Source organism: Acinetobacter sp. MF4640, assembly GCF_002018895.1.
In the GTDB taxonomy this organism is placed as follows: domain Bacteria; phylum Pseudomonadota; class Gammaproteobacteria; order Pseudomonadales; family Moraxellaceae; genus Acinetobacter; species Acinetobacter johnsonii.
Genome location: NZ_MVOM01000042.1, coordinates 1 through 21,753, shown reverse-complemented (window position 1 = coordinate 21,753; position 21,753 = coordinate 1). Strand labels below are relative to the sequence as shown.

The 21,753-nt window shown below is 44.1% G+C and carries 15 protein-coding genes and 3 pseudogenes; 14 read left to right on the top strand and 4 right to left on the bottom strand.

Features of this window, described 5'->3' with window-relative positions:
• Positions 1 to 162: 162 nt before the first annotated feature.
• The 3 genes from MF4640_RS13645 to MF4640_RS13635 all read right to left on the bottom strand — a co-directional run bounded on the left by MF4640_RS13645 (position 163) and on the right by MF4640_RS13635 (position 6,033).
• Positions 163 to 2,271 (bottom strand): TonB-dependent receptor family protein, encoded by a 2,109-nt coding sequence (locus MF4640_RS13645; protein ID WP_078389937.1) that lies wholly within the window; start codon positions 2,269 to 2,271, stop codon positions 163 to 165.
• 400 nt (positions 2,272 to 2,671) lie between these two features.
• On the bottom strand, positions 2,672 to 4,117 hold the full coding sequence (locus tag MF4640_RS13640; protein WP_078389936.1) for an amino acid permease: 1,446 nt from the start codon (positions 4,115 to 4,117) through the stop codon (positions 2,672 to 2,674).
• Between the two features lie 413 nt (positions 4,118 to 4,530).
• Positions 4,531 to 6,033 (bottom strand): PLP-dependent aminotransferase family protein, encoded by a 1,503-nt coding sequence (locus MF4640_RS13635; protein ID WP_078389935.1) that lies wholly within the window; start codon positions 6,031 to 6,033, stop codon positions 4,531 to 4,533.
• A gap of 577 nt (positions 6,034 to 6,610) precedes the next feature.
• Between MF4640_RS13635 and gabT the strand changes: the two genes are divergently transcribed.
• The 14 genes and pseudogenes from gabT (at position 6,611) to MF4640_RS13565 (ending at position 21,302) form a co-directional block, all read left to right on the top strand.
• Positions 6,611 to 7,873 (top strand): 4-aminobutyrate--2-oxoglutarate transaminase, encoded by a 1,263-nt coding sequence (gabT, locus tag MF4640_RS13630; RefSeq protein WP_078389934.1) that lies wholly within the window; start codon positions 6,611 to 6,613, stop codon positions 7,871 to 7,873.
• Between the two features lie 16 nt (positions 7,874 to 7,889).
• Positions 7,890 to 9,338, top strand: coding sequence for an NAD-dependent succinate-semialdehyde dehydrogenase (locus MF4640_RS13625; RefSeq protein ID WP_078389941.1), 1,449 nt, complete (start codon positions 7,890 to 7,892; stop codon positions 9,336 to 9,338).
• Between the two features lie 580 nt (positions 9,339 to 9,918).
• Positions 9,919 to 9,999: pseudogene (locus MF4640_RS19940) on the top strand (3-oxoadipate CoA-transferase); the annotation flags it as partial.
• Positions 10,000 to 10,012: 13 nt separating this feature from the next.
• A complete protein-coding gene (locus tag MF4640_RS13615; protein ID WP_078389932.1) occupies positions 10,013 to 10,669 on the top strand; it encodes a 3-oxoacid CoA-transferase subunit B in 657 nt (218 codons plus the stop codon).
• A gap of 117 nt (positions 10,670 to 10,786) precedes the next feature.
• Positions 10,787 to 11,992: a 3-oxoadipyl-CoA thiolase gene (gene pcaF / locus MF4640_RS13610; RefSeq protein ID WP_078389931.1), complete on the top strand. Its 1,206-nt coding sequence runs from the start codon at positions 10,787 to 10,789 to the stop codon at positions 11,990 to 11,992.
• A gap of 22 nt (positions 11,993 to 12,014) precedes the next feature.
• Positions 12,015 to 13,383 (top strand): annotated as a pseudogene (gene pcaB, locus MF4640_RS13605) (3-carboxy-cis,cis-muconate cycloisomerase).
• A gap of 8 nt (positions 13,384 to 13,391) precedes the next feature.
• Positions 13,392 to 14,168 (top strand): 3-oxoadipate enol-lactonase, encoded by a 777-nt coding sequence (pcaD, locus tag MF4640_RS13600; RefSeq protein ID WP_171263894.1) that lies wholly within the window; start codon positions 13,392 to 13,394, stop codon positions 14,166 to 14,168.
• Positions 14,169 to 14,210: 42 nt separating this feature from the next.
• Positions 14,211 to 15,566 (top strand): MFS transporter, encoded by a 1,356-nt coding sequence (locus tag MF4640_RS13595; protein WP_078389929.1) that lies wholly within the window; start codon positions 14,211 to 14,213, stop codon positions 15,564 to 15,566.
• Positions 15,567 to 15,580: 14 nt separating this feature from the next.
• Positions 15,581 to 16,015 (top strand): 4-carboxymuconolactone decarboxylase, encoded by a 435-nt coding sequence (pcaC, locus tag MF4640_RS13590; RefSeq protein ID WP_078389928.1) that lies wholly within the window; start codon positions 15,581 to 15,583, stop codon positions 16,013 to 16,015.
• A gap of 26 nt (positions 16,016 to 16,041) precedes the next feature.
• The gene (gene pcaH / locus MF4640_RS13585; protein ID WP_062034296.1) at positions 16,042 to 16,767 is read left to right on the top strand and encodes a protocatechuate 3,4-dioxygenase subunit beta; all 726 of its coding nucleotides are present in this window, start codon (positions 16,042 to 16,044) and stop codon (positions 16,765 to 16,767) included.
• A 15-nt stretch (positions 16,768 to 16,782) separates the two neighbouring features.
• Positions 16,783 to 17,412 carry a protocatechuate 3,4-dioxygenase subunit alpha gene (gene pcaG, locus MF4640_RS13580; protein ID WP_078389927.1) on the top strand — a complete coding sequence of 210 codons (630 nt, stop codon included), beginning with the start codon at positions 16,783 to 16,785 and terminating at the stop codon, positions 17,410 to 17,412.
• A 144-nt stretch (positions 17,413 to 17,556) separates the two neighbouring features.
• A complete protein-coding gene (aroD, locus tag MF4640_RS13575; protein ID WP_078389926.1) occupies positions 17,557 to 18,417 on the top strand; it encodes a type I 3-dehydroquinate dehydratase in 861 nt (286 codons plus the stop codon).
• A gap of 44 nt (positions 18,418 to 18,461) precedes the next feature.
• Positions 18,462 to 19,922 carry a nitrous oxide reductase family maturation protein NosD gene (locus MF4640_RS13570; protein ID WP_078389925.1) on the top strand — a complete coding sequence of 487 codons (1,461 nt, stop codon included), beginning with the start codon at positions 18,462 to 18,464 and terminating at the stop codon, positions 19,920 to 19,922.
• Positions 19,923 to 19,982: 60 nt separating this feature from the next.
• Positions 19,983 to 21,302, top strand: coding sequence for a carbohydrate porin (locus MF4640_RS13565; protein ID WP_078389924.1), 1,320 nt, complete (start codon positions 19,983 to 19,985; stop codon positions 21,300 to 21,302).
• Positions 21,303 to 21,621: 319 nt separating this feature from the next.
• On the opposite strand, the pseudogene MF4640_RS19045 reads toward MF4640_RS13565, so the two are convergent.
• Positions 21,622 to 21,753: pseudogene (locus tag MF4640_RS19045) on the bottom strand (IS481 family transposase); the annotation flags it as partial.

The window sequence follows — 21,753 nt, the reverse complement described above, 5'->3', positions numbered from 1 at the left end:
AGCTTATGCCGAGGGGCTGACATTTATCAGATAGAGTATCCATTTCAGCTTTTGGTGCTGTCTAGAAATAAAGGGAAAGTTGTTTCAGGCGAGGACATCACTTTTGCAAAGATGAATGAGAGGTGTCTCTGCCTGAATATTTGCTTTTCTAGAATTGAGTGTCTAGAAATCAAATGAGGTTTGTAGATAATACGTTTGTGGCGCACCTACATACATTCCACCGACTTGATCCGCTGAACGAGTGTAGTATTCACGGTCAAATAGGTTCTTCACACCGAAGCCCACTTTGAGACCATTGAGTTGTGTGTTGGAAAAATCATAGGATGCCCGAACACCCACTAAACCATAACCAGGAATGTTGCCATAGCGTCCAGTAGCATCATGGGTGCCCGATGCGGTTTGACCAGATTGACCGTAGAAATTAGTGTTTAGTGTCCATTGATCAACTTTATAGTCTATTCCAGCATTGCCGACCAATTGTGAATAAAAGTCGAGATCTTGTCCTTTGTTTTCCCCAGCAGATGCGGTTGCTTTGGTGTAAGTGGTATTGGCATATAGCGAAATACCGCTGAGTTCGTCACTGATTGCACCGAGATTATATTTAAATCCGAACTCGGCTCCTTTGTGTTCAGTGGCACCTAAATTTGAGTAAGTTTGAGTTGCATCATCTCGTTTTAATTCATCAGAAAAATCAATATAAAACAGGGTGAATTCTAGGGATAGATATGGGTCTAAATAGTGTGTACCAATTTCATAATTATTGGCTTTTTCAGGTTGTAAGCCCTGCATGGTCAGATAGGCACCTGACGCATTGGTATTGGCCATTTGGCTATATTGTAGTGGTGCAAAAGATTTACCGTAGTTTGCAAAAATATTCCACAAATCATTGGCTTTATACATGACTGAAAAGCTTGGTAATACTGCATCATAGGATTTTTCAGCATGTACTCCGTTGAGTACCGATGCATCTTTATTTAATTTGTACATATTTTCGGTGGTTTTGATTTTCTCAAAACGAACACCAGGAATCAGAGACCATGCACCCACATCTGTGCGGTTGTCGATGAACAATGCATGTGCATCTGTTTTCCCGTCTGCTTTGGTCCAAGCATATTCATTTGTAGGGCCTGTGACCGTGTTATAGCTTGCACGATTAACCGCCTCTTCACTAGTTTCATGTAGATAGCGATAGCCCACAGAAACTTCATTTTCAGTAGTCCCAAGTTGGTACGCATGCGAATACCGTGGCTCGATTGCCGTCACTTTATAATTACGTGGCGCCGTTTGGTACAGTTTTGATCCACTACGTTCCATTCCTGCATCACGGAAGGTGTCAGTGTGATAGGCCAAAAGCTCAAAGGCATTGTCATCTTTTTTATAGCTGTATTTAACTGAACCGTCAGTACGATGCCCTTTCATATAATCATGATTGCGCAAGGACTGATATGGATTTTCAGCAAATTGAGCAGGGGTTAAACCTCCAGGCATATCTACATCTGCATCGTAGCGGTGTAGATTGGCTTCAATTTTTGCATATTCATCTATTGCATAAGCTGCTTTTAAGCGAATATCGTTGATGTCAGAGTCATCATTTTTATCGCGAAAACCCTCTCCATTAACGCCAGAATATAACAGCGCTAAGCCTAAACCGTTGTCTAAGGTTCCACCCACAAATAAGTTGGGGTTAAATTTTACATGACCGTTTTCTGCAATTTCTGTAGTGAGGTCTACCGTTCCAGCAAAGGTTTCAGGAATTGTACGCGAGTTAAAGTTAATAATCCCTCCTACATTTTGTGGCCCAAAGCGAACAGAGCCCGCGCCACGCACCACGTCGATACTTTCAGTATTGCCTAAACTAGTGGGTGCTAAGGAGAGTTGTGATTGACCATAAGGGGCAAACGAAAGTGGAACACCGTCCACGAGTACCTGTGAGCGTGGTGAAAACCGTGACGTTAAACCACGGACACCGATGCTTAACGATGCATCACTCCCTGCTGTTCCTGCATTTTCAGGAGCTTGAATACCAGGCACAGTGCGTAAAGCCTCTTTGACAGAAGTTACGCCTCGGTTAATCAACTCATCACGCTGAATGACTGTACGCGCTCCAGCATGATTTAGTACTTTCTGTGCATTGGCTTCATCTAACCAGTTGCCTTCGGCTTGCACAGTTATCGGGTTAAGCGTCACAGTAGGGTATGTATCGGCTGCATAAAGTATGGAGGGAAATAAGCAGAGGGTGAGGACTGATTTTTTGAAATGAGGGAGTAACACAAGAGATCCTTAAAATGATGTATAGGTGAAATATGAAGAAAATATGGAGAATTTGTAAGTTTGTGAAATAATAAGCTGACTAGCGAAATATGTAAATGATAATCGTTTGCTTTTTATTCAAGTGTTATATAAAAATTATTAGAATAAAGGGAATAGTGAAAGCACTTAAAAGTGAGGCGGCAATCTATACAAAATTTTTTTCTGAAAGGGCTCTGCAATATCAAACAGGCTGACAGTTTTCTAGTATATGAATACAAAAAGATAGATAAAAACGGCGGCTAACATTTGAGTGAAAATTAAACTTATTTCTGAGTTTAGCCTAAAAAACCAATGGCTTTCACTGGGAGGCCATTGGTTTTAGTGTATGTTGAATTTTGCTCAATCTGACATTAGTTTAACATTACAGATTGTTGGTCAAGTCCGCCTGAGTATTCATAGGCTTATCTTGAGCATGCTTTCCCCAATTAAACTTCTGTGCACAGATGCCCAATCCAACAATAAACAGAGCAAGTAAACTGGTGTACGTCACTTCTTTGAAGTAGGTGCCTTCCACAAGCATGGTAATGAGCGCGCCAATGATAAATGCGATGGCAAGATAAGTGAGCCAAGGGAATAACCACATTTTAAAGTCAATTACTTGTCCTTCAGCTTCTAATTTTTTACGCATACGTAATTGTGAGAAGGCAATAGTCAAGTAGACATACAACGCTGCTGTACCTGTTGCTAACATGAAGATGTCATAGACATTCATACTTTCAGTAGCGGTAAGGTACGTCGCCACCAGAGCAAATAATGACGAGACCAGAACGCCCATCCATGGACTACCATTACGGTTGATTGAGCCGAAGCTTTTCGGTGCATCGCCACGTTTGGACAGTGAAAATAACATCCGTGAACAGGTATAAAGTGCCGAGTTAAAGCAGCTACATACCGAGGTCAGGACTACAAAATTTACAATGTGTTTTGCTTCTGGAATGCCAAGTGCTGACAAAGTCACACTATAGGTTCCCCACGTTGGATCTTTTAATAGTGGATTGTTATGTGGAATTAAGCATACGGTAATAAACATTGAACCGACATAGAACAACATAATTCGCCAAACCACAGAGTTAGACGCTTTACGGATTTCACGGGCAGGATTTTCTGATTCTGCCGCCGCAACCGTAACAATTTCAGCACCGATATAGGCAAACATAACCCCAAGTAAGGCGGTGATCACTGCCGAGAAACCGTTCGGCATGAAGCCGTCCGCAGTTAAATGCGTGATTCCTGATGCACTTGCTTGACCCCAAGGCCATAAATGCATGATAGCCAAGCTACCAATCACTAAGAAAATCACAATCGCAATTACTTTGATGAGTGCAAACCAAAACTCAAATTCACCATAGTTTTTAACATTTTGTAAGTTAACCAAAACTAAGGACACAATCACGACCAGCATGTAACCCCAGATCGGGATAAAGGGAAACCAACTGTTGAGAATTTTACCTGCGACATAGGCTTCCCAACCCATCAGCAAAGCCCAAGAACACCAATACAGCCAGCCAATGGTAAAACCAGCCCAACGGCCAATGGCACGATCTGCATAGGTTGAAAATGACCCACTGTCTGGATTGAGAACAGCCATTTCACCTAGCATGCGCATGATTAACAGAATGAGTAATCCACCAAACGCATAGGCCAAAACTGCAGCAGGGCCTGCCGAATAGATAACATTTCCCGAGCCGATGAACAGTGAACCACCAATGACACCTGCAATCGAGATCATGGTGAGATGACGCGACTTAAGTCCATTTTTTAAGCCTTGAGATGCATCCGGCACAGCGCTTTGTTTAGGTGCTTCCATATAATTTTCCTTAATCTTAAGGAGGTAGTTTCAAAAGGGGGCAAAGCCTTTTTCGGACTACTCATCCTTTAAAACTGTAACCGAATGATCAGAGGCTTTATTATTATTAAGGCAAAAATGAATAAATCTGATATTTCTGTCAAAGCGTGAAAAATCACACTTTGGCTACAAAACGGTTACATGTTGTTTATGTATGCACCTAATCTCTCTTTTTTGTTCTCAGTAAACGAGAGCCATTTTTTAGCATTTGGAAGGAGCCAATTGCAGCTAAAATGTGAAAAGCTGGGGAGCCAATGTTTACTCTCATCTCAATAATTTATAGAATGAAGCAGCAAAACTTAGCTTTGTAACTGCTGCTTTAGTCGCAAGTCGAATGGTTTTAAAAAACTTAAGTATCTAATTTATAAAAATAATCAACTCAGCGTACGAACTCCTGCATTTCGCAGACATTTGAGTAACACACCAAAAGCCACCAATATTTCTTGTTCACGGACACAGGCAAAGCCCAATAGTAGTCCTTTCTGCCGTGTTGAATAATGCTTGGTATAGTACTGTGACAGCGCTCGAACTTTTACGCCTTGATCAAGTGCATTGCTAGCAATCAACACATCATCCATGTTGCTCGGCAGCTTTAAAATCAAATGTAAACCAGCAGCGGTATTGTATTCATGCAGGAAATCTGCCCCAAGATGACGTGTAATCAGGTCGATTAAAAAGGCGTGGCGCTTGCTATAGAGTAAACGCATACGACGAATATGTGCTTCATAATGGCCCTCACGGATAAACTCTGCCAAGACTTTTTGATCCAGTAAATGCCCGCCCCGATATAGTTCCGATGCCACAATACGCAGTGGTGAAAACAACTTTTTAGGGACCACCAAATAGCCAATGCGCAAAGCAGGGTAGATGGTTTTACTGAAGGTTCCCATATAAATGACAGGTGCATCAGGTTCCAAACCTTGCAAAGAAGGGAAGGGCTGACCCGAGAAGCGGAACTCACTGTCATAGTCATCTTCCACAATCCAACTTTTATGCTGGCGCGCGATGGCAATCAGTTGTTTACGACGTTCTAAACTTAAGTGAGAGCCTAAAGGGTACTGATGTGAAGGCGTCACAAAAATCAGTTTAGGCGGGGTTTTCGGGTCTAGGTCAGGAATAATACCTTCTTGATCGACAGGCAAGGAGCGTAGATTCACGCCATTAATGCGTAAAATATTCCGTGCCCCCCAATAAGCTGGATCTTCAATCCAAACTTCATCGCCTGGGTCACTTAAGGTCCGCGAAACCAAATCGATCGCCTGATGTGTCCCTTCGGTAATAATGATTTGGTCTGCATCGCATTGCACCGAACGCGCAATTTTGAGGTATTCCGCCAGTTCTTGGCGCAGCTCTAAACAACCGCCCGCATTGCTATAAATGAGACTGTTGATTTCGGGTTCACGGCTGAGGCGGGTCTGAATACGGCTAAAAATATGGTGCGGAAATTCTGTGACATCAGGTGCCCCGGGCACAAATGCGCCCCATTGATAAGGCGATGCAGCTGAATAGCCGATGAGATAGGAACCGCGTTGCGACAAATTATAATTCTGCTGGGGCTTTTTTTCTTGAGTTTGGCTATTGGTATTTTCAGCTTTGACCAAAAAGGATTCTGGCAGTTTTTCAGCGACCCAAGTGCCTTGGCCTGTACGTGCTTGAACATAGCCTTGCGCTTGTAATTGTTCGTACGCACTGAGTACGGTATTGCGTGAGACTTTAATTTCTTTGGCTAAGTCACGAGATGCAGGTAAGCGAGTTTTGGGTGCGAGCACACTGTCAATAATGGCGTTGCGTAAGCAGCGAAACAACCGCAATTGTAGGGTTCCGTCAATATCTTGCTGTAATCGTTGCAGTAAATAATCTCCAAGCAAGCTACGCAATTGGCTCTCTCCTACAATATTAAAATGGCTTTTCGTGAGCGATGACCATAAATGCAAAATTATCTCGTCAGGCAGCCGTTGTAAAGCATTTCGCTTGTAGACGTTGGGAGCAAATGCCCGCGACTAAGGGGCTGGAAATATACACAAGTCGCATCCAAAGCAAAAGTTTTTTTAGATGATTTACACATTCGCGTACAACGGTTTGAAAATATAGTCAGAAAAGCGTAAGGCTGGACATAAATGGGTTCTGGGTTGGCACAGTCATCTGCTGAGTTTTGGGTTTCTTTATCATTTTTGGTGATTCGATTGAATACCGTAATGGCTCTCTTAAATAAGTATATCTTTTTTAATTGATATTTTTTAAGTTATTTATTTTTAATAAATAAATATTTTATGTGGAAAATAATTATAAAGGGGGCGGGTGAATTGGCTCCATCTGTCTGATGAAAAGTGGCTCTCGTCTAGTGCCAATAAAAGCGCAAAATGCAATAAACCCCACGTCCTTTGTATATCAGCAAAAAGCATGCTCGGGACGCTGAAATTTTATAAATGTATGAATCAAGAATGAGGATACAAAATGGACAGTAAACACTCTGCACTGAACGCACGTAAACTAAAAGCGACTCCTCATGGCGTTGGTGTCATGTGTCAATGGTATGCGGAGAAAGCAGAAAATTCCACCATTTGGGATGCTGAAGGGAATCAATATACTGACTTCGCGGGTGGTATTGCGGTACTGAACACAGGTCACCGTCATCCTAAAATTATTGCTGCTGTTACTGAACAATTGACTAAATTCACCCATACAGCGTACCAAGTTGTACCGTATGAAAGCTATGTTTCTTTAGCTGAACGTATTAATGCCCGTGCACCGATTGCAGGTGAAGCGAAAACAACATTCTTCTCTACTGGTGCTGAAGCTGTAGAAAATGCAGTGAAAATTGCACGTTCTTATACAGGTCGTCATGGCATTGTGACTTTTGGTAATGGTTTCCACGGTCGTTCATTTATGACCATGGCAATGACGGGTAAAACTGCACCGTACAAACGTGACTTTGGTGTGATGCCTTCAGGTGTTTTCCATGCACGCTATCCTGTAGAGTCAAAAGGGATTACTGTAGATATTGCGATTGAAAGCATTGAAGACATTTTTGCAGAAGATATTGCGGCGCATGATGTTGCCGCTATTGTACTTGAACCTGTTCAAGGTGAAGGCGGTTTCAACGTTGTTCCTGCTGAATTCTTAAAGCGTTTACGTGCGCTATGTGATCAACACGATATTTTGATTATTGCAGATGAAGTACAGACAGGCTTTGCCCGTACTGGTAAGTTATTTGCCATGGATCACTACGAGACCAAAGCCGATTTAATCACTATGGCGAAAAGTCTTGGTGGTGGTTTCCCAATCTCTGGTGTGGTTGGCCGTGCTGAAGTGATGGATGCACCGAACCCAGGTGGTCTAGGTGGTACTTATGCAGGTAATCCAGTGGCTGTAGCTTCTGCACATGCCGTACTAGACGTGATTGAAGAAGAAGGTCTTTGCGAACGTGCAAATGTATTGGGCGCAGAGTTGGTTGAAGTTCTGAATGAACTCAAACAGTCTTCGTCTACAGTCCAAGAAATTCGTGCGTTGGGTTCAATGGTCGCGATTGAGTTGGAAACGGCGGATCAAGCGAAAGCAATTCAAAACTATGCAATGCAAAATGGCTTGCTTATTTTGACCTGTGGTCGTTATGGTAATGTGATCCGTTTCTTATATCCTTTAACGATTCCTGCAGAACAATTCCGTGCTGGCTTAAACATTTTAAAACAAGGTTTTGCACTTTCTGCTGCAGCATAATTGAAGAGTAATGATGATGCTTCAAGCGCAATATAAAGATTTATTACAGCATCCAGATATTCGTTTTGATGTGCCTGAAAATGGCGGTTACATCGAAGTCAAAGATGCCGCAACACATGACACCTTGGCATGGGTGAAATCCCATGACCGCGCGTCAGTTGAGCAAGTGATTGCTCGTTCTCAAAAAGCACAAACAGCGTGGAAAGCGCAAACAGCTCTACAACGCGCTGATGTACTTTGGGCTTGGTTTGATTTGATGCAGGAAAATAAAGAGTCATTGGCTCAGATTTTGACTGCTGAACAAGGTAAGCCTTTAGCGGAAGCACGTGGTGAAATTGGCTATGCTGCTTCATTTATTCGTTGGTTTGCTGAACAAGCCCGCCGTATCGATGGTGAAGTTTTAACACCCACACTGCCGAACCAACGTTTGTTGGTGATCAAACAGGCGATTGGGGTTACGGCAGCAATTACGCCGTGGAACTTCCCCGCAGCAATGATCACACGTAAGGCCGCACCTGCAATTGCAGCAGGGTGCTCGATGATTGTGAAACCTGCTGAGCAAACGCCTTTAACGGCTTATGCTTTAGAAGTGTTAGCGCTACGTGCGGGTTTGCCACAAGACGTGTTATTACACATCAGTGGTGATTCAAGCGAAGTGGGTAAAACACTGTGTAAAAGCGACACGGTGAAAAAGTTGAGCTTCACAGGTTCAACTCAAGTCGGTCGTATCTTGATGCAACAATGTGCGCCAACCATCAAAAAACTGTCTTTAGAATTAGGCGGTAATGCACCTGTTTTGGTGTTTGATGATGCTAATCTTGAGCAAGCGGTACAAGGCATTATGGCCAGCAAGTTCCGCAATAGCGGACAGACCTGTGTATGTGCCAACCGTATTTATGTACAAGACGGTATTTACGATGCCTTGGTTGAAAAACTGGCAGTTGCTGTAGCGAACTTAAAAGTGGGTGATGGCCGAGTTGAGACTTCAACCCAAGGCCCGCTGATCGATGAAGCCGCGATTGAAAAAGTACAGTCGCATATTGCCGATGCCATTAGCAAAGGTGCGCAGGTTAAAACCGGTGGTCAACGCTCAAGCCTAGGCGGAACTTTCTTTGAACCGACACTTTTAACGGAAGTGACGCAAGAGATGAAAGTCGCGAAAGAAGAAACCTTTGGTCCATTAGCACCCTTGTTCCGTTTCAAAACGGAAGAAGAAGCGGTTCAAATGGCCAATGACACTGAGTTTGGTCTAGCAACTTACCTATTTACGCAAAATACCGCACGTCAGTGGCGTGTTGGTGAAGCGCTTGAATACGGTATGGTGGGCGTCAACACGGGTGCAATTTCAAATGAAGTGGCTCCGTTTGGAGGTGTGAAGCAGTCTGGCTTAGGTCGTGAAGGTTCTAAATTTGGTATCGACGAATATCTTGAAATGAAATATTTGTGCGTGGACTTATCTGTTTAAGTTAGTCCAGTAACCATCAGTTAAAAAATCAGCCTTGCCCATTCAAGGCTGATTTTTTGTGGGTGTATATTAGGTAAGAGTCGATTTATTTTAAAATATTGCAAGATCTAATATTGGCCTGACCCTGAAACTTATAGTTATGTGAGGTAGTGTTTGATCAACCAAATAAGATCAGTTTTTTGATTTATGAAAGAGGTTTAAAAATTATCTCCTAAATTAAGTTTTCATGTTGGTTGATTTAAGATCAAAAGAATTGACCACTTTTTGATTTATGAAGGAGATTTACTATTTGTTCTTTGGCGAAACCCACATTTTTGGCATTCCTATGACTAAGTTCCAAAAAATATAAGTAATCGCGTAAAACATTAATGCACCTAGTATCCATAAACCCAACATAGAATTCGTGAATAATCTATAAAATGCTCCTCCACGACCTATGCTATCCCCACCTTCTAACATAACAAGGCTTTGTTGCACAAAGATTTCATAACTATATGATTTTAAAAGTTTTGATTATTTTTTGATCCAAAATTAAATTTATTTAAATCAGATGCTTACATATTTATGCAACAAAGCCGTTTTAGACCCTGAACGCATCATCACCGCAGGTATTTTTGTTCAACACGTGGTACAGGTTCAACCTGAACCTGTTGCTGTGTAATCGGGAGACTTTCATGAGCTATCAAAAACTCAGCCGCAACCAAATTGCAGAACGTGTGGCACAAGATATTCCCGATGGGGCTTATGTGAATCTTGGGATTGGATTACCGACCAAGATTGCCAGCTATCTCCCTTCAGACAAAGACGTTTTCTTACATTCTGAAAATGGGTTATTGGCTTTTGGTCCACCGCCTGAAAAAGGTCAAGAAGACCCTGAGTTGATTAACGCAGGTAAAGAATATGTGACCATGCTGCAAGGCGGTAGCTTTTTCCATCACGGTGACTCTTTTGCCATGATGCGTGGTGGTCACTTAGATATTGCCGTTCTGGGCGCCTTTCAAGTGGCAGCCAATGGTGACTTGGCCAACTGGCATACCGGTGCGCCCGATGCGATTCCCGCGGTCGGTGGTGCGATGGACTTAGCCGTTGGTGCTAAAAAAGTCTTTATCACCACTGACCATGTGACCAAACAAGGTGAGCCAAAGATCGTGGCTGAACTGAGCTATCCAGCTACAGGTTTGAAATGTGTTGATCGCATCTACACCGACCTGTGCGTGATTGATGTTAAGCCTGAAGGTTTAAAAGTGCTTGAGAAAGTGGATGGTTTAAGCTTTGCAGAATTGCAGGCGATGACGGGTGCTCCGTTGGTGGATGCGACACAACAGAATTAATGATTTGAATCTCCCTAAATCCCCCTTTGCTAAAGGGGGACTTCTCTAGCATCAAGTGCGGTAGGTCTCCCTCCTTTTTAAAGGAGGGATTAAGGGAGGATTAAGAGAAGAATAGATATGAAAAACGCTTACATTATTGATGCCATCCGTACCCCATTCGGCCGTTATGCCGGTGGTTTAGCCCCAGTTCGTGCTGATGACCTGGGTGCATTCCCAATTCAAGCCTTGATGCAACGTAATCCTAGCGTGGACTGGAAACAGGTAGATGATGTGATCTACGGCTGTGCCAACCAAGCGGGAGAAGACAACCGGAATGTCGGACGCATGTCTGCACTGCTTGCAGGCTTACCTGTCGAAGTTCCAGCCACAACGGTGAATCGCTTATGTGGCTCATCACTCGATGCGATTGCCATGGCAGCGCGTGCCATTAAAGCCGGCGAAGCAGATTTAATCATCGCAGGTGGCGTCGAAAGTATGTCTCGTGCACCTTTTGTCATGGGTAAGTCAGAAACCGCATATGGCCGTAGTCAAAAGATTGAAGACACCACTATGGGCTGGCGTTTTATTAATCCTAAGCTTAAAGCGATGTATGGTGTAGACACCATGCCGCAAACCGCGGAGAACGTAGCACAACAATTTAATATTGATCGCGCAGATCAAGACCAGTTTGCCTTGGCGAGTCAACAGCGCACCACAACCGCGCAAGCTCAAGGCTTTTTTACACATGAAATCATCCCTGTGAATATTGCACAGCGTAAGGGTGATCCAATTGTGATCGACACCGATGAACATCCACGTGCATCGACCACATTAGAAGGTTTGGCGAAACTGAAGCCAGTCGTCACAGCAGAAGGCACCGTCACAGCGGGAAACGCGTCAGGCATCAATGACGGTGCGGCTGCTGTACTGATTGCTTCGGAACAAGCGGTTGAGCAGTACCAACTTAAACCACGTGCCAAGATTATTGCGTCTACGGCTGTGGGGGTTGAACCTCGTATTATGGGCTTTGCCCCAGCACCTGTCATCAAAAAATTACTCAAACAAGCCAATCTGACATTAGAACAGATGGATGTGATTGAACTGAATGAAGCGTTTGCGGCACAAGCACTGGCGGTTACCCGTGACTTAGGTCTTGCAGATGACACGACACAGGTGAATCCAAACGGTGGGGCGATTGCGATTGGTCATCCGTTGGGGGCATCGGGTGCGCGTTTAGTCACCACAGCTTTAAATCAATTGGAACAGACGGGTGGAACCTATGCGCTATGTTCGATGTGTATTGGGGTTGGTCAAGGCATTGCAATGATTATTCAGCGGGTTTAAAGCAGAGTTAAGGATAGCGATCATGAGCCAGTTATATGCCAGCTTATTTTACCAAAACGAGGTGACTGAAATTTTCAGTGATCGCGCATTGGTGTCATACATGATTGAGGCTGAAGTTGCCTTGACACAAGCGCAGGCTCAGGTCGGTGTCATTCCAGAATCTGCAGCAACAGCAATTTCCCAAGTTGCCCAGACTGCGATTGATCAGATTGACTTTGATGCTTTAGCTATTGCTACAGGCTTGGCGGGCAATATTGCGATTCCTTTTGTGAAGCAATTGACTGCGATTGTGAAACAAAGTGATGAAGATGCTGCGCGTTATGTGCATTGGGGCGCAACCAGTCAAGACATTTTAGACACTGCCTGTATTTTGCAATGTCGTGCTGCAATGTCGTGCTGCAATGACGCATGTTGAAGCTTTAATTCACCAATGTTACCGCACTGCATTGACCCAAGCTGAACAGTATCGCTCACAAGTGATGATTGGACGCACATGGTTGCAGCAAGGGTTGCCGATTACTTTGGGGCATAAATTTGCGCGCTGGGCTTCGGCATTTTATCGTGATTTAGCCCGTATTGAAGCCATGAAAGCGCGTGTTTTTACTGCTCAATTGGGCGGTGCCGTTGGTTCATTGGCATCTTTGCAGAATCAAGGCACAGCAGTTGTGCAAGCATTTGCAGCGCAGTTACAACTTTCAGTTCCAAGCTGTACATGGCATGGCGAGCGCGACCGTATTGTCGAAGTGGCAAGTGTTGTTGCGATGGTGACAGGTAGCTTGGGCAAAATGGCACGTGATTGGTCTTTGATGATGCAAACCGAAATTGCAGAAATCTTTGAGCCTACTGCAAAAGGTCGTGGTGGTTCATCCACCATGCCACACAAGCGCAATCCAGTTGCGGCGGCATCGGTATTGACAGCGGCGAACCGCGTCCCTGTGTTGATGTCGAGCTTGTACCAAAGCATGGTGCAGGAACACGAACGTAGCTTAGGTGCTTGGCATGCAGAATGGCTGGCGATCCCAGAAATCTTCCAACTTTGTGCAGGTGCTTTAGCGCGCACATTGGATGTATTGCAGGGGATGCAAGTCAATGCTGAGAACATGCAGCGTAATTTGGAATGTACCCAAGGTTTAATTATGGCAGAAGCTGTAATGATGGCATTGGCACCACATATGGGGCGCTTACAGGCGCACCATGTGGTTGAAGCAGCATGTAAAACCGCCGTTGAAAAAGGTGTGCACTTAAAAGATGTGATTGCGGAATTGGATCAAGTCAAAGACTTGTTTAGCGCTGCTCAGATTTCAGAAATTTTTAAACCTGCGTCATATCTAGGCAATATTCAAGACCAGATTGATGCGGTGTTGCAAGAAGCAAAAGGAGAGGCAAAGTGAATATCACGATGACCAATCGTCAAGGCAAGACTTTATCTGTTGCAATCAGTGGGCAAGACCATGCACCTGTGATTGTATTTTCAAACTCATTGGGTACAGATAAAGGCATGTGGCAGCCACAAGTTGCTGCCTTCGAACAAAAGTTCAAAGTCGTGACTTATGACACGCGTGGTCATGGTCATAGCGATGTGATTGAGCAGACCACTGTACAAAATCTTGCAGAAGATGTGATTGATATTCTGAACGGTTTAAACATTGAAAAAGCGCATTTTTGCGGGATTTCAATGGGCGGCATGACGGCTTTGTGGCTCGGTATTCACCATGCAGATCGTTTTCATAGTATTACTGTGGCGAACTCAGCAGCCAAAATTTGGACGGAAGATGGTTGGAATGCGCGTGCAGATGCTGTGGCAGCCAATGGCTTAGCAGATTTGGTCGCGACTACGCATACACGCTGGTTTAGTGAGCAGTTTGATTATCAACACGATGCTTTGGCGCAGCGCACCATTCAATCTTTAGCGACTACGCCAGCACTGGGCTATGCAGAATCTTGCCGAGCGCTCGCGCAAGCAGATCTATCTACTCAAATTCAACAGATTCAGATTCCAACTTTAGTGATTGCAGGCGCGTTTGACCCTGTCACGACAGTGGCAGATGGCGTCTTTATGCAACAACAGATTCAAAAGAGTGAACTCGCGGTGATTGATGCATCGCATCTTTCCAATATTGAGCAACCTGAGCTGTTTAACCAAACTCTCAGTCAGTTTATTGGATCGATTCAATAGTTTAAGGATTTTTAAAAGGACTTTCAGCCCAAGGAGGCAGGTATGGCGTCTCAGGAATACGCTACTCAAAAAACGAGTATAGACGCACAAGCACTGATTAATGATGCACCGATTAGCAAATATCAGTGGTTGATCGCAATTGTATGTTTTCTCATTGTTTTTGTTGATGGTATTGATACTGCGGCAATGGGTTTTATTGCTCCAGCCTTGGCACAAGACTGGGGGATAGACCGCTCGCAACTCGGTCCTGTGATGAGTGCTGCTTTAGGCGGCATGATTATTGGTGCTTTGGTGTCTGGCCCAACCGCTGACCGCTTTGGGCGAAAGATTGTTTTAAGTGTTTCGATGCTGATTTTTGGTGGCTTTACTTTGGCATCAGCCTATGCGGCGGACTTAAATACCTTGGTGGTCCTTCGCTTTTTAACCGGTATTGGTTTGGGTGCTGCGATGCCGAATGCAACCACACTATTTTCTGAATATTGCCCGCAGCGCTCTCGCTCGCTACTCGTGACCTGTATGTTCTGTGGTTACAACTTGGGTATGGCAACAGGTGGTTTCATCAGCAGTTGGTTGATCCCAACCTTTGGTTGGCACAGCTTGTTTTTACTGGGCGGTTGGTCGCCACTGATTTTGATGATCTTGGTGATTTTCTTCTTACCTGAATCTTATCGTTTCTTGATTGTGAAAGGTCGTGACCCCGAAAAAGTTCGCAAAATTCTCACGCGTATTGCACCGACGCAAGTACATGGTGTTACTGAGTTTCATGTACCTGAAGAAAAAACGGAAGGTGGAGAGAAGAACGGTGTGTTTGGCATGCTGTTCTCTCAGAAATATGTCAAAGGCACGGTTTTATTGTGGCTGACCTATTTTATGGGTTTGGTGATGATTTATCTACTCACCAGTTGGTTACCAACCTTAATGCGTGAAACTGGCGCAACGATGGAACGTGCTGCATTTATCGGTGGTTTATTCCAGTTTGGCGGTGTCCTCAGTGCTTTATTTATTGGCTGGGCAATGGATCGTTTCAACCCGAACCGCATTATTGCAGGCTTTTACTTTGTCGCTGGGATCTTTGCCTTTGCCGTTGGTCAGAGCTTAGCAAATCCAACCTTACTTGCCATTTTAGTGCTTTGCGCAGGTGTTGCAATTAATGGTGCGCAGTCGGCAATGCCAGCACTCAGTGCTCGTTTTTATCCAACCCAATGCCGTGCAACAGGTGTGGCGTGGATGTCTGGGATTGGACGTTTTGGTGCGGTATTTGGTGCTTGGATCGGTGCGGTATTACTCGGCAATGACTGGTCGTTTACAGCTATTTTAAGTCTGCTGTTAATTCCAGCAACAGCAGCAGCAGTCGCTATTTTTGTTAAATCACTGGTCGCACATACCGATGCGACATAATTGAGGTTTCTCCCATGAATGATGAACAACGTTATGAACAAGGAATCACCGTACGCACTGAAGTGCTAGGTGAAAAGCATGTCGGTCGTTCACTTGAGAACTTGAATGATTTCAATGCCGACTTCCAAAACTTTATTAGCCGTTTTGCGTGGGGCGAAGTCTGGTCTAGACCGGGCATGCCGCGCCACACCCGTAGCTTAGTCACCATTGCCGTGTTATTGGCATTGGGTCGTGAAGATGAACTGCGTATGCATTTACGTGCTTGTTTTAACAATGGTGTGACCAAGGACGACTTAAAAGAGTTGATTTTGCACTGTTCATTGTATGCCGGTTTACCTGCAGCCAATGCAGCTATGCACATGGCAGAAGAAGTTTTTGCAGATTTGGGTATTGCCCCGCAAAAGTTGAGCGAACAGCAGCTTAGCCAAGAACCAACCAACCAAGAGTAATGGAACAAGATTAAGAGGGACGTCACATGTCGCAACTTATTTTAGGTGCTTATGCACAACGCAATACCGAAGATCATCCGCCAGCATATGCACCCGGCTATAAAACCAGTGTATTACGCTCGCCCAAAAATGCGTTGATTTCGATTGCAGAAACTTTAACTGAAGTGACTTCACCACAGTTTAGTGCGGAACAGTTTGGGCCTAAAGATAACGATTTGATTTTGAACTATGCCAAAGAAGGTTTGCCAGTCGGCGAGCGCATTATTGTGCATGGTTATGTGCGTGATCAGTTTGGGCGCCCAGTTAAAAATGCTTTGCTCGAAGTGTGGCAAGCCAATGCTTCAGGTCGTTATCGCCATCCAAATGACCAGTTTATTGGTGCGATGGACCCGAACTTTGGTGGTTGTGGTCGCATGATGACCGATGCCAATGGTTATTTTGTGTTCCGTACCATTAAGCCAGGCCCGTACCCTTGGCGTAACCGTATTAATGAATGGCGTCCTGCACATATTCATTTCTCTTTACTTGCCGATGGTTGGGCGCAGCGCCTCATTTCGCAGTTCTACTTTGAAGGCGATACGCTGATTGATTCGTGTCCAATTATTAAAACCATTCCTTCGGAAGAACAACGTCGTGCATTGATTGCCTTGGAAGACAAGAGCAACTTTATTGAAGCAGACAGCCGTTGTTACCGCTTTGACATCACTTTACGTGGTCGTCGTGCGACTTACTTCGAAAATGATTTGACTTAATTCAGGGAGAACAACATGAACCATTGGAACTTTCAAGAATTGCATGAAACGCCATCTCAAACAGGTGGACCATACGTACACATTGGTTTGTTGCCACAACAAGCCAACATCGAAGTGTTTGAAAATAACTTTAATAACCAGTTAGTTAAAGAAAATACTTTAGGCGAACGTATTCGCTTAGAAGGTCAAGTGTTTGACGGCTTAGGTTTGCCGCTACGTGATGTATTGATTGAAATCTGGCAGGCGGATGCCAACGGCGTGTATCCAAGTGCGGCGGATATTCAAGGCAAAGCGGTCGATCCAAACTTCCTCGGTTGGGGACGTACAGGCGCAGACTTCGAAACTGGTTTTTGGAGTTTCAATACCATTAAACCGGGTTCGGTTCCGGGCCGTAAAGGCACAACTCAGGCACCGCATATTGCACTGATCATCTTTGCTCGCGGGATTAACATTGGCTTGAATACCCGTGTGTATTTTGAAGATGAAGCTGAAGCCAATGCACAAGATCCTGTACTGAAAGGCATTGAGTGGGCACCGCGTCGTCAGACCTTAATTGCTAAGCGTGAAGAACGTGATGGTGAAGTGGTATATCGCTTTGACATTCGTATTCAAGGTGAAGATGAAACGGTCTTTCTAGATATCTAAGCTCATAAGCGCAAGAAAGCTTGCGCTTATGAAAGTGATAAAAGTTTATACGTGGTGATTGCATGTCCCATTGCATGAATCCCACGTATGTTTACGGCTGATGACAGAAGTCAGGCAATCGTATTGAAAATACAAGGAATCGTAATGATGACAATCAAAAAATTTGCAATGCAACTCTGCTTAAGCAGCGCTGTTCTTGCGGCAATGCCAGCAACATTTGCAGCCGAAGCGGCTCAATCTAATGCACAACACTATATGGTGAAAAACCTCAACATTGGTGATTTACCTGTCAAAACTATCGTACCGATCACTGCAAAAACGGCTGAACAAGCACTTGCACAAGCCAAAGTCATTGCCAGTAATCCAGATGTCGATTTGGCTGAGTTTCGCATCGACTTATTGGAATTTTCTGCCGACACTAAAAAAGTGATTGCACTGGGTCAGCAGCTGAATCAAATTTTAAAAGATAAACCGTTGATTGCGACCATTCGTACCCATAACGAAGGCGGAAAAATGACGGTATCTGACCAAGACTATGAAAAGATTTATCGTGACTACCTGAAAAAGCCGTTTATGCAATTGTTGGATATCGAAATGTTCCGTGATGCAGGCAGTGTAGCGAGATTAACCAAATTAGCACATGAAAAGAACGTGTTGGTGATCATGTCAAATCATGATTTTGCCAAAACCCCCGAACAACAAGAAATTGAAAACCGTCTGCTAAAACAAGATCAGATGGGTGCCGACATTCTAAAAATTGCGGTAATGCCAAAGTCAAAACAAGATGTCTTTACCCTCATGAATGCCACGTTGGCTGTGAGTCAAAAAAGTCAAAAACCACTGCTAACCATGTCGATGGGGCAGTTGGGTACGATTTCTCGTGTCGCGACTGCCAACATGGGCGGGAGCCTAAGTTTCGGCATGATTGGTGAAGCCTCTGCACCGGGTCAAATTGATGTGACTCAACTCAAACAGTTGCTGAAAACAGTACAACCGACCCCTTAATGCACTGTGTTATTCATCTTCAAGGATAGAAAAGGATTTAAAATATGAAACCATCAACTTTACGTTTGACCACATTGGTTTTGAGTTTAGCGGCATCAGGTTTTGCCAGTGCAGAAACTTATATTGTAGATCGTTATCAGGACGATACTGCAAAAGGTTCACTGCGTTGGGCGATTGAACAATCCAATGCCAATGCGGCGCAAGAAAATGAAATTCAAATCCAAGCTGTAGGTAAAGCACCCTATGTAATTAAACTGAATCAAGCTTTACCGCCAATTAAATCTTCAGTGAAGATCATTGGGACGCAATGGGACAAAACAGGCGAGTTTATTGCGATTGATGGTTCAAGCTATATTAAAGGTGAAGGCGCGAAAGCCTGCCCGGGGGCAAATCCTGAACAGTATGGTACCAATGTCCGTACTACGACTTTACCGGGTTTAGTTCTGCAAGATGTGAATGGTGTGACCTTAAAAGGTCTCGATATTCATCGTTTCTGTATTGGTGTATTGGTGAACCGCTCAAGCAATAACTTGATTCAACATAACCGTATCAGTAATAACTACGGTGGTTCAGGCGTGATGTTGACGGGTGATGACGGTAAGGGCAATCCGACCTCGACCACCACCAATAACAACAAAGTTTTGAACAACGTGTTTGTAGATAATGGCGATGGTCTTGAGCTTACCCGTGGCGCGGCATTTAACCTTGTGGCCAACAATCTATTTACTTCAACCAAAGCCAACCCAGAGCCGTCGCAAGGGATTGAAATCCTGTGGGGTAATGACAATGCGGTGGTGGGGAACAAATTTGAAAACTACTCTGATGGTTTGCAAATCAACTGGGGTAAGCGCAATTACATCGCTTATAACGAACTGACCAATAACTCAATTGGCTTTAACCTCACCGGTGATGGCAACATCTTTGACAGCAATAAAGTTCATGGTAATCGTTTAGGAATAGCCATTCGTTCAGAAAAAGATGCCAATGCCCGCACAACCTTGACCAAAAACCTAATTTGGGGCAATGGCAAAGATATTAAACGCTGTGAAGCAGGTGGTTCTTGCGTTCCGAATCAACGTTTAGGTGCCATTGTATTTGCAGTGCCTGCGCTTGAACATGCTGGCTTTGTGGGTTCTCGTGGTGGTGGCGTGGTCATTGAAGCGGCGAAACTGCAAAAAACCTGTACCCAGCCAAATGAACAAGGCTGTAATGCGATGCCAAACCAAAACATTCAAGCGCCACGTTTAAGCTATAGCAAAGGTCAAGTCACCGCTGTAGTTCAAGGGCAACCAAATCAACGCTATCAGGTTGAATTCTTTGCCAATTATCAAGCGAAGAGTCAAGAAGCAGAGCAGTATTTAGGTACTCAAGTGGTGACCACGAATGCACAAGGTCAAGGTCAAGCAATGTGGAAAGTAACAAGTAGTGTGGCCAATGTCACCGCCAATGTTACAGACCGTTTGGGGGCAACTTCTGAACTGAGTCCAGCCGTTCGCATTAAATAATAAAAACCGCATGGAAAGCTCACCTGCGTTGAGCTTTCCTCACAAAAAAGGATGTTTGGTATGCAACAACTATTAAAGCTAGGCACATTATCTTTGGCGCTTATGACTTGCCAATTGGCTTCAGCCAATGAATTTTATTCGGCAGATCGTCAATGGTTATTCGGTGATTGGAACGGTGAACGGAAGCAACTGGAAGATCAAGGTTATAAATTTACAGCATCGATTATGAGCCAAGCAGCCACCAATTTGGCTGGCGGTTATAACGATGACAATAGTTTTGACAATGCCGCGCAGCTCACACTGGGTGCCAATTTTGATTTAAATAAAATTGCAGGTTGGGAAAATACCACAGCCGGCTTAATGATTACCAAACGTGATGGTAACGCCCTAACCCTTGAACGAATTAAAGACCCTCGTGCCAGTACCTTGGGCAACAGCCAAGAAATTTATGGTCGTGGCAAAATTTGGCGCTTAACTCAGGCTTGGATCAAAACTGGATTTGATGATAACCGCGTTCAATTTAAGATTGGTCGTATGGGCATGTCGGATGACTTTAATAGTTCGCAATGTGAATTTCAGAATTTACTTTTGTGTGGCGGACAGCTTGGAAAATCCATCGGTTCGATTTGGTATAACTGGCCTGTCAGTTTATGGGGCACCAATGTTAAATACCAATTTGCACCAGACTGGTCACTTGGCGTTGGCATCTATGAAGTCAATCCAGACAATGTCAAAACAGACTCAGACAGTGATGGTTTTAACCTCGATATGGACAATGTCGAAGGGGCGACTATTCCAGTTGAACTGGCATGGAAACCTAAATTTGCCACATTTAATGGTTTACCGGGTGAATATAAACTCGGTGCACTGTATTCCACAGTAGAAGCTAAAGATGTGGGTACATCAGGAGAAATCCACGATGGTAAATATAGCTTTTGGTTGAATGCTCAACAACAACTGACTCAACACGGGGCTGTTCCGAAGCGCGGTTTATATATCAGTTTCAATGGGGTCATCAATGACCGAGACACGACCGCTGTAGAAAGTACGCAGCAATTGGCACTTTGGTACAAAGGCCCTTTTGATAGCCGCCCTAATGATTCTATTGGTTTTGGTTTGGCCAACTATGTGGTGAATGACCGTGTGACGGATAAGCAAATCGCCACTAACGAAGGCCGTGGTTATTACAGTTATGACGCGCTTGCCAGCGATTATGTCCCAATTCAACATGACGAACTCAATGTTGAGTTGAACTATACCTATCAATGGTCACCTGCGGTGATGCTCAGACCCAACCTACAATATATCTATCAACCCTCTGGCGTGAAAGAAGTGGATGATGCTTGGGTGGCGGGTCTTAGCGTTAAGGTGAATTTTTAATCGTATTTAAAGTGAAAGAGTGTTTAAAATGTAAGCAATACTGTTGCTGAGTCAGGGGCTGTTGACACTTCATCTATGCTTGCGACAACGAGTATTTTTTAGATGATACTAGGCGTGAAATACGCAATTTAGTCATTCTAAATAAGTGGTTCGCAACAACGTAGCATCAAAAAATACTCTAGTCCTAAAAGGTTGTGGCTAAAATCTTCACAGACATCGTTATGAAACTTGAAAATAGTCCCACTATTGTCATCGTTCCATGCCTTGCCTGCTCAATTTTAGCCTACAACGCAAGCCATTTATGAAATATCAACAGCCCCTAAATGTTTAGTCCCGGCATTTGATGGATCGGATCAATTTTAAAAAGTTCAGGTTCATCTGTCCACTGTTTGCAGATGAATTCGTAGGGAGTCAGGCCCCTGAGTGTTTTGAGTCTGCGGCCGAAGTTGTA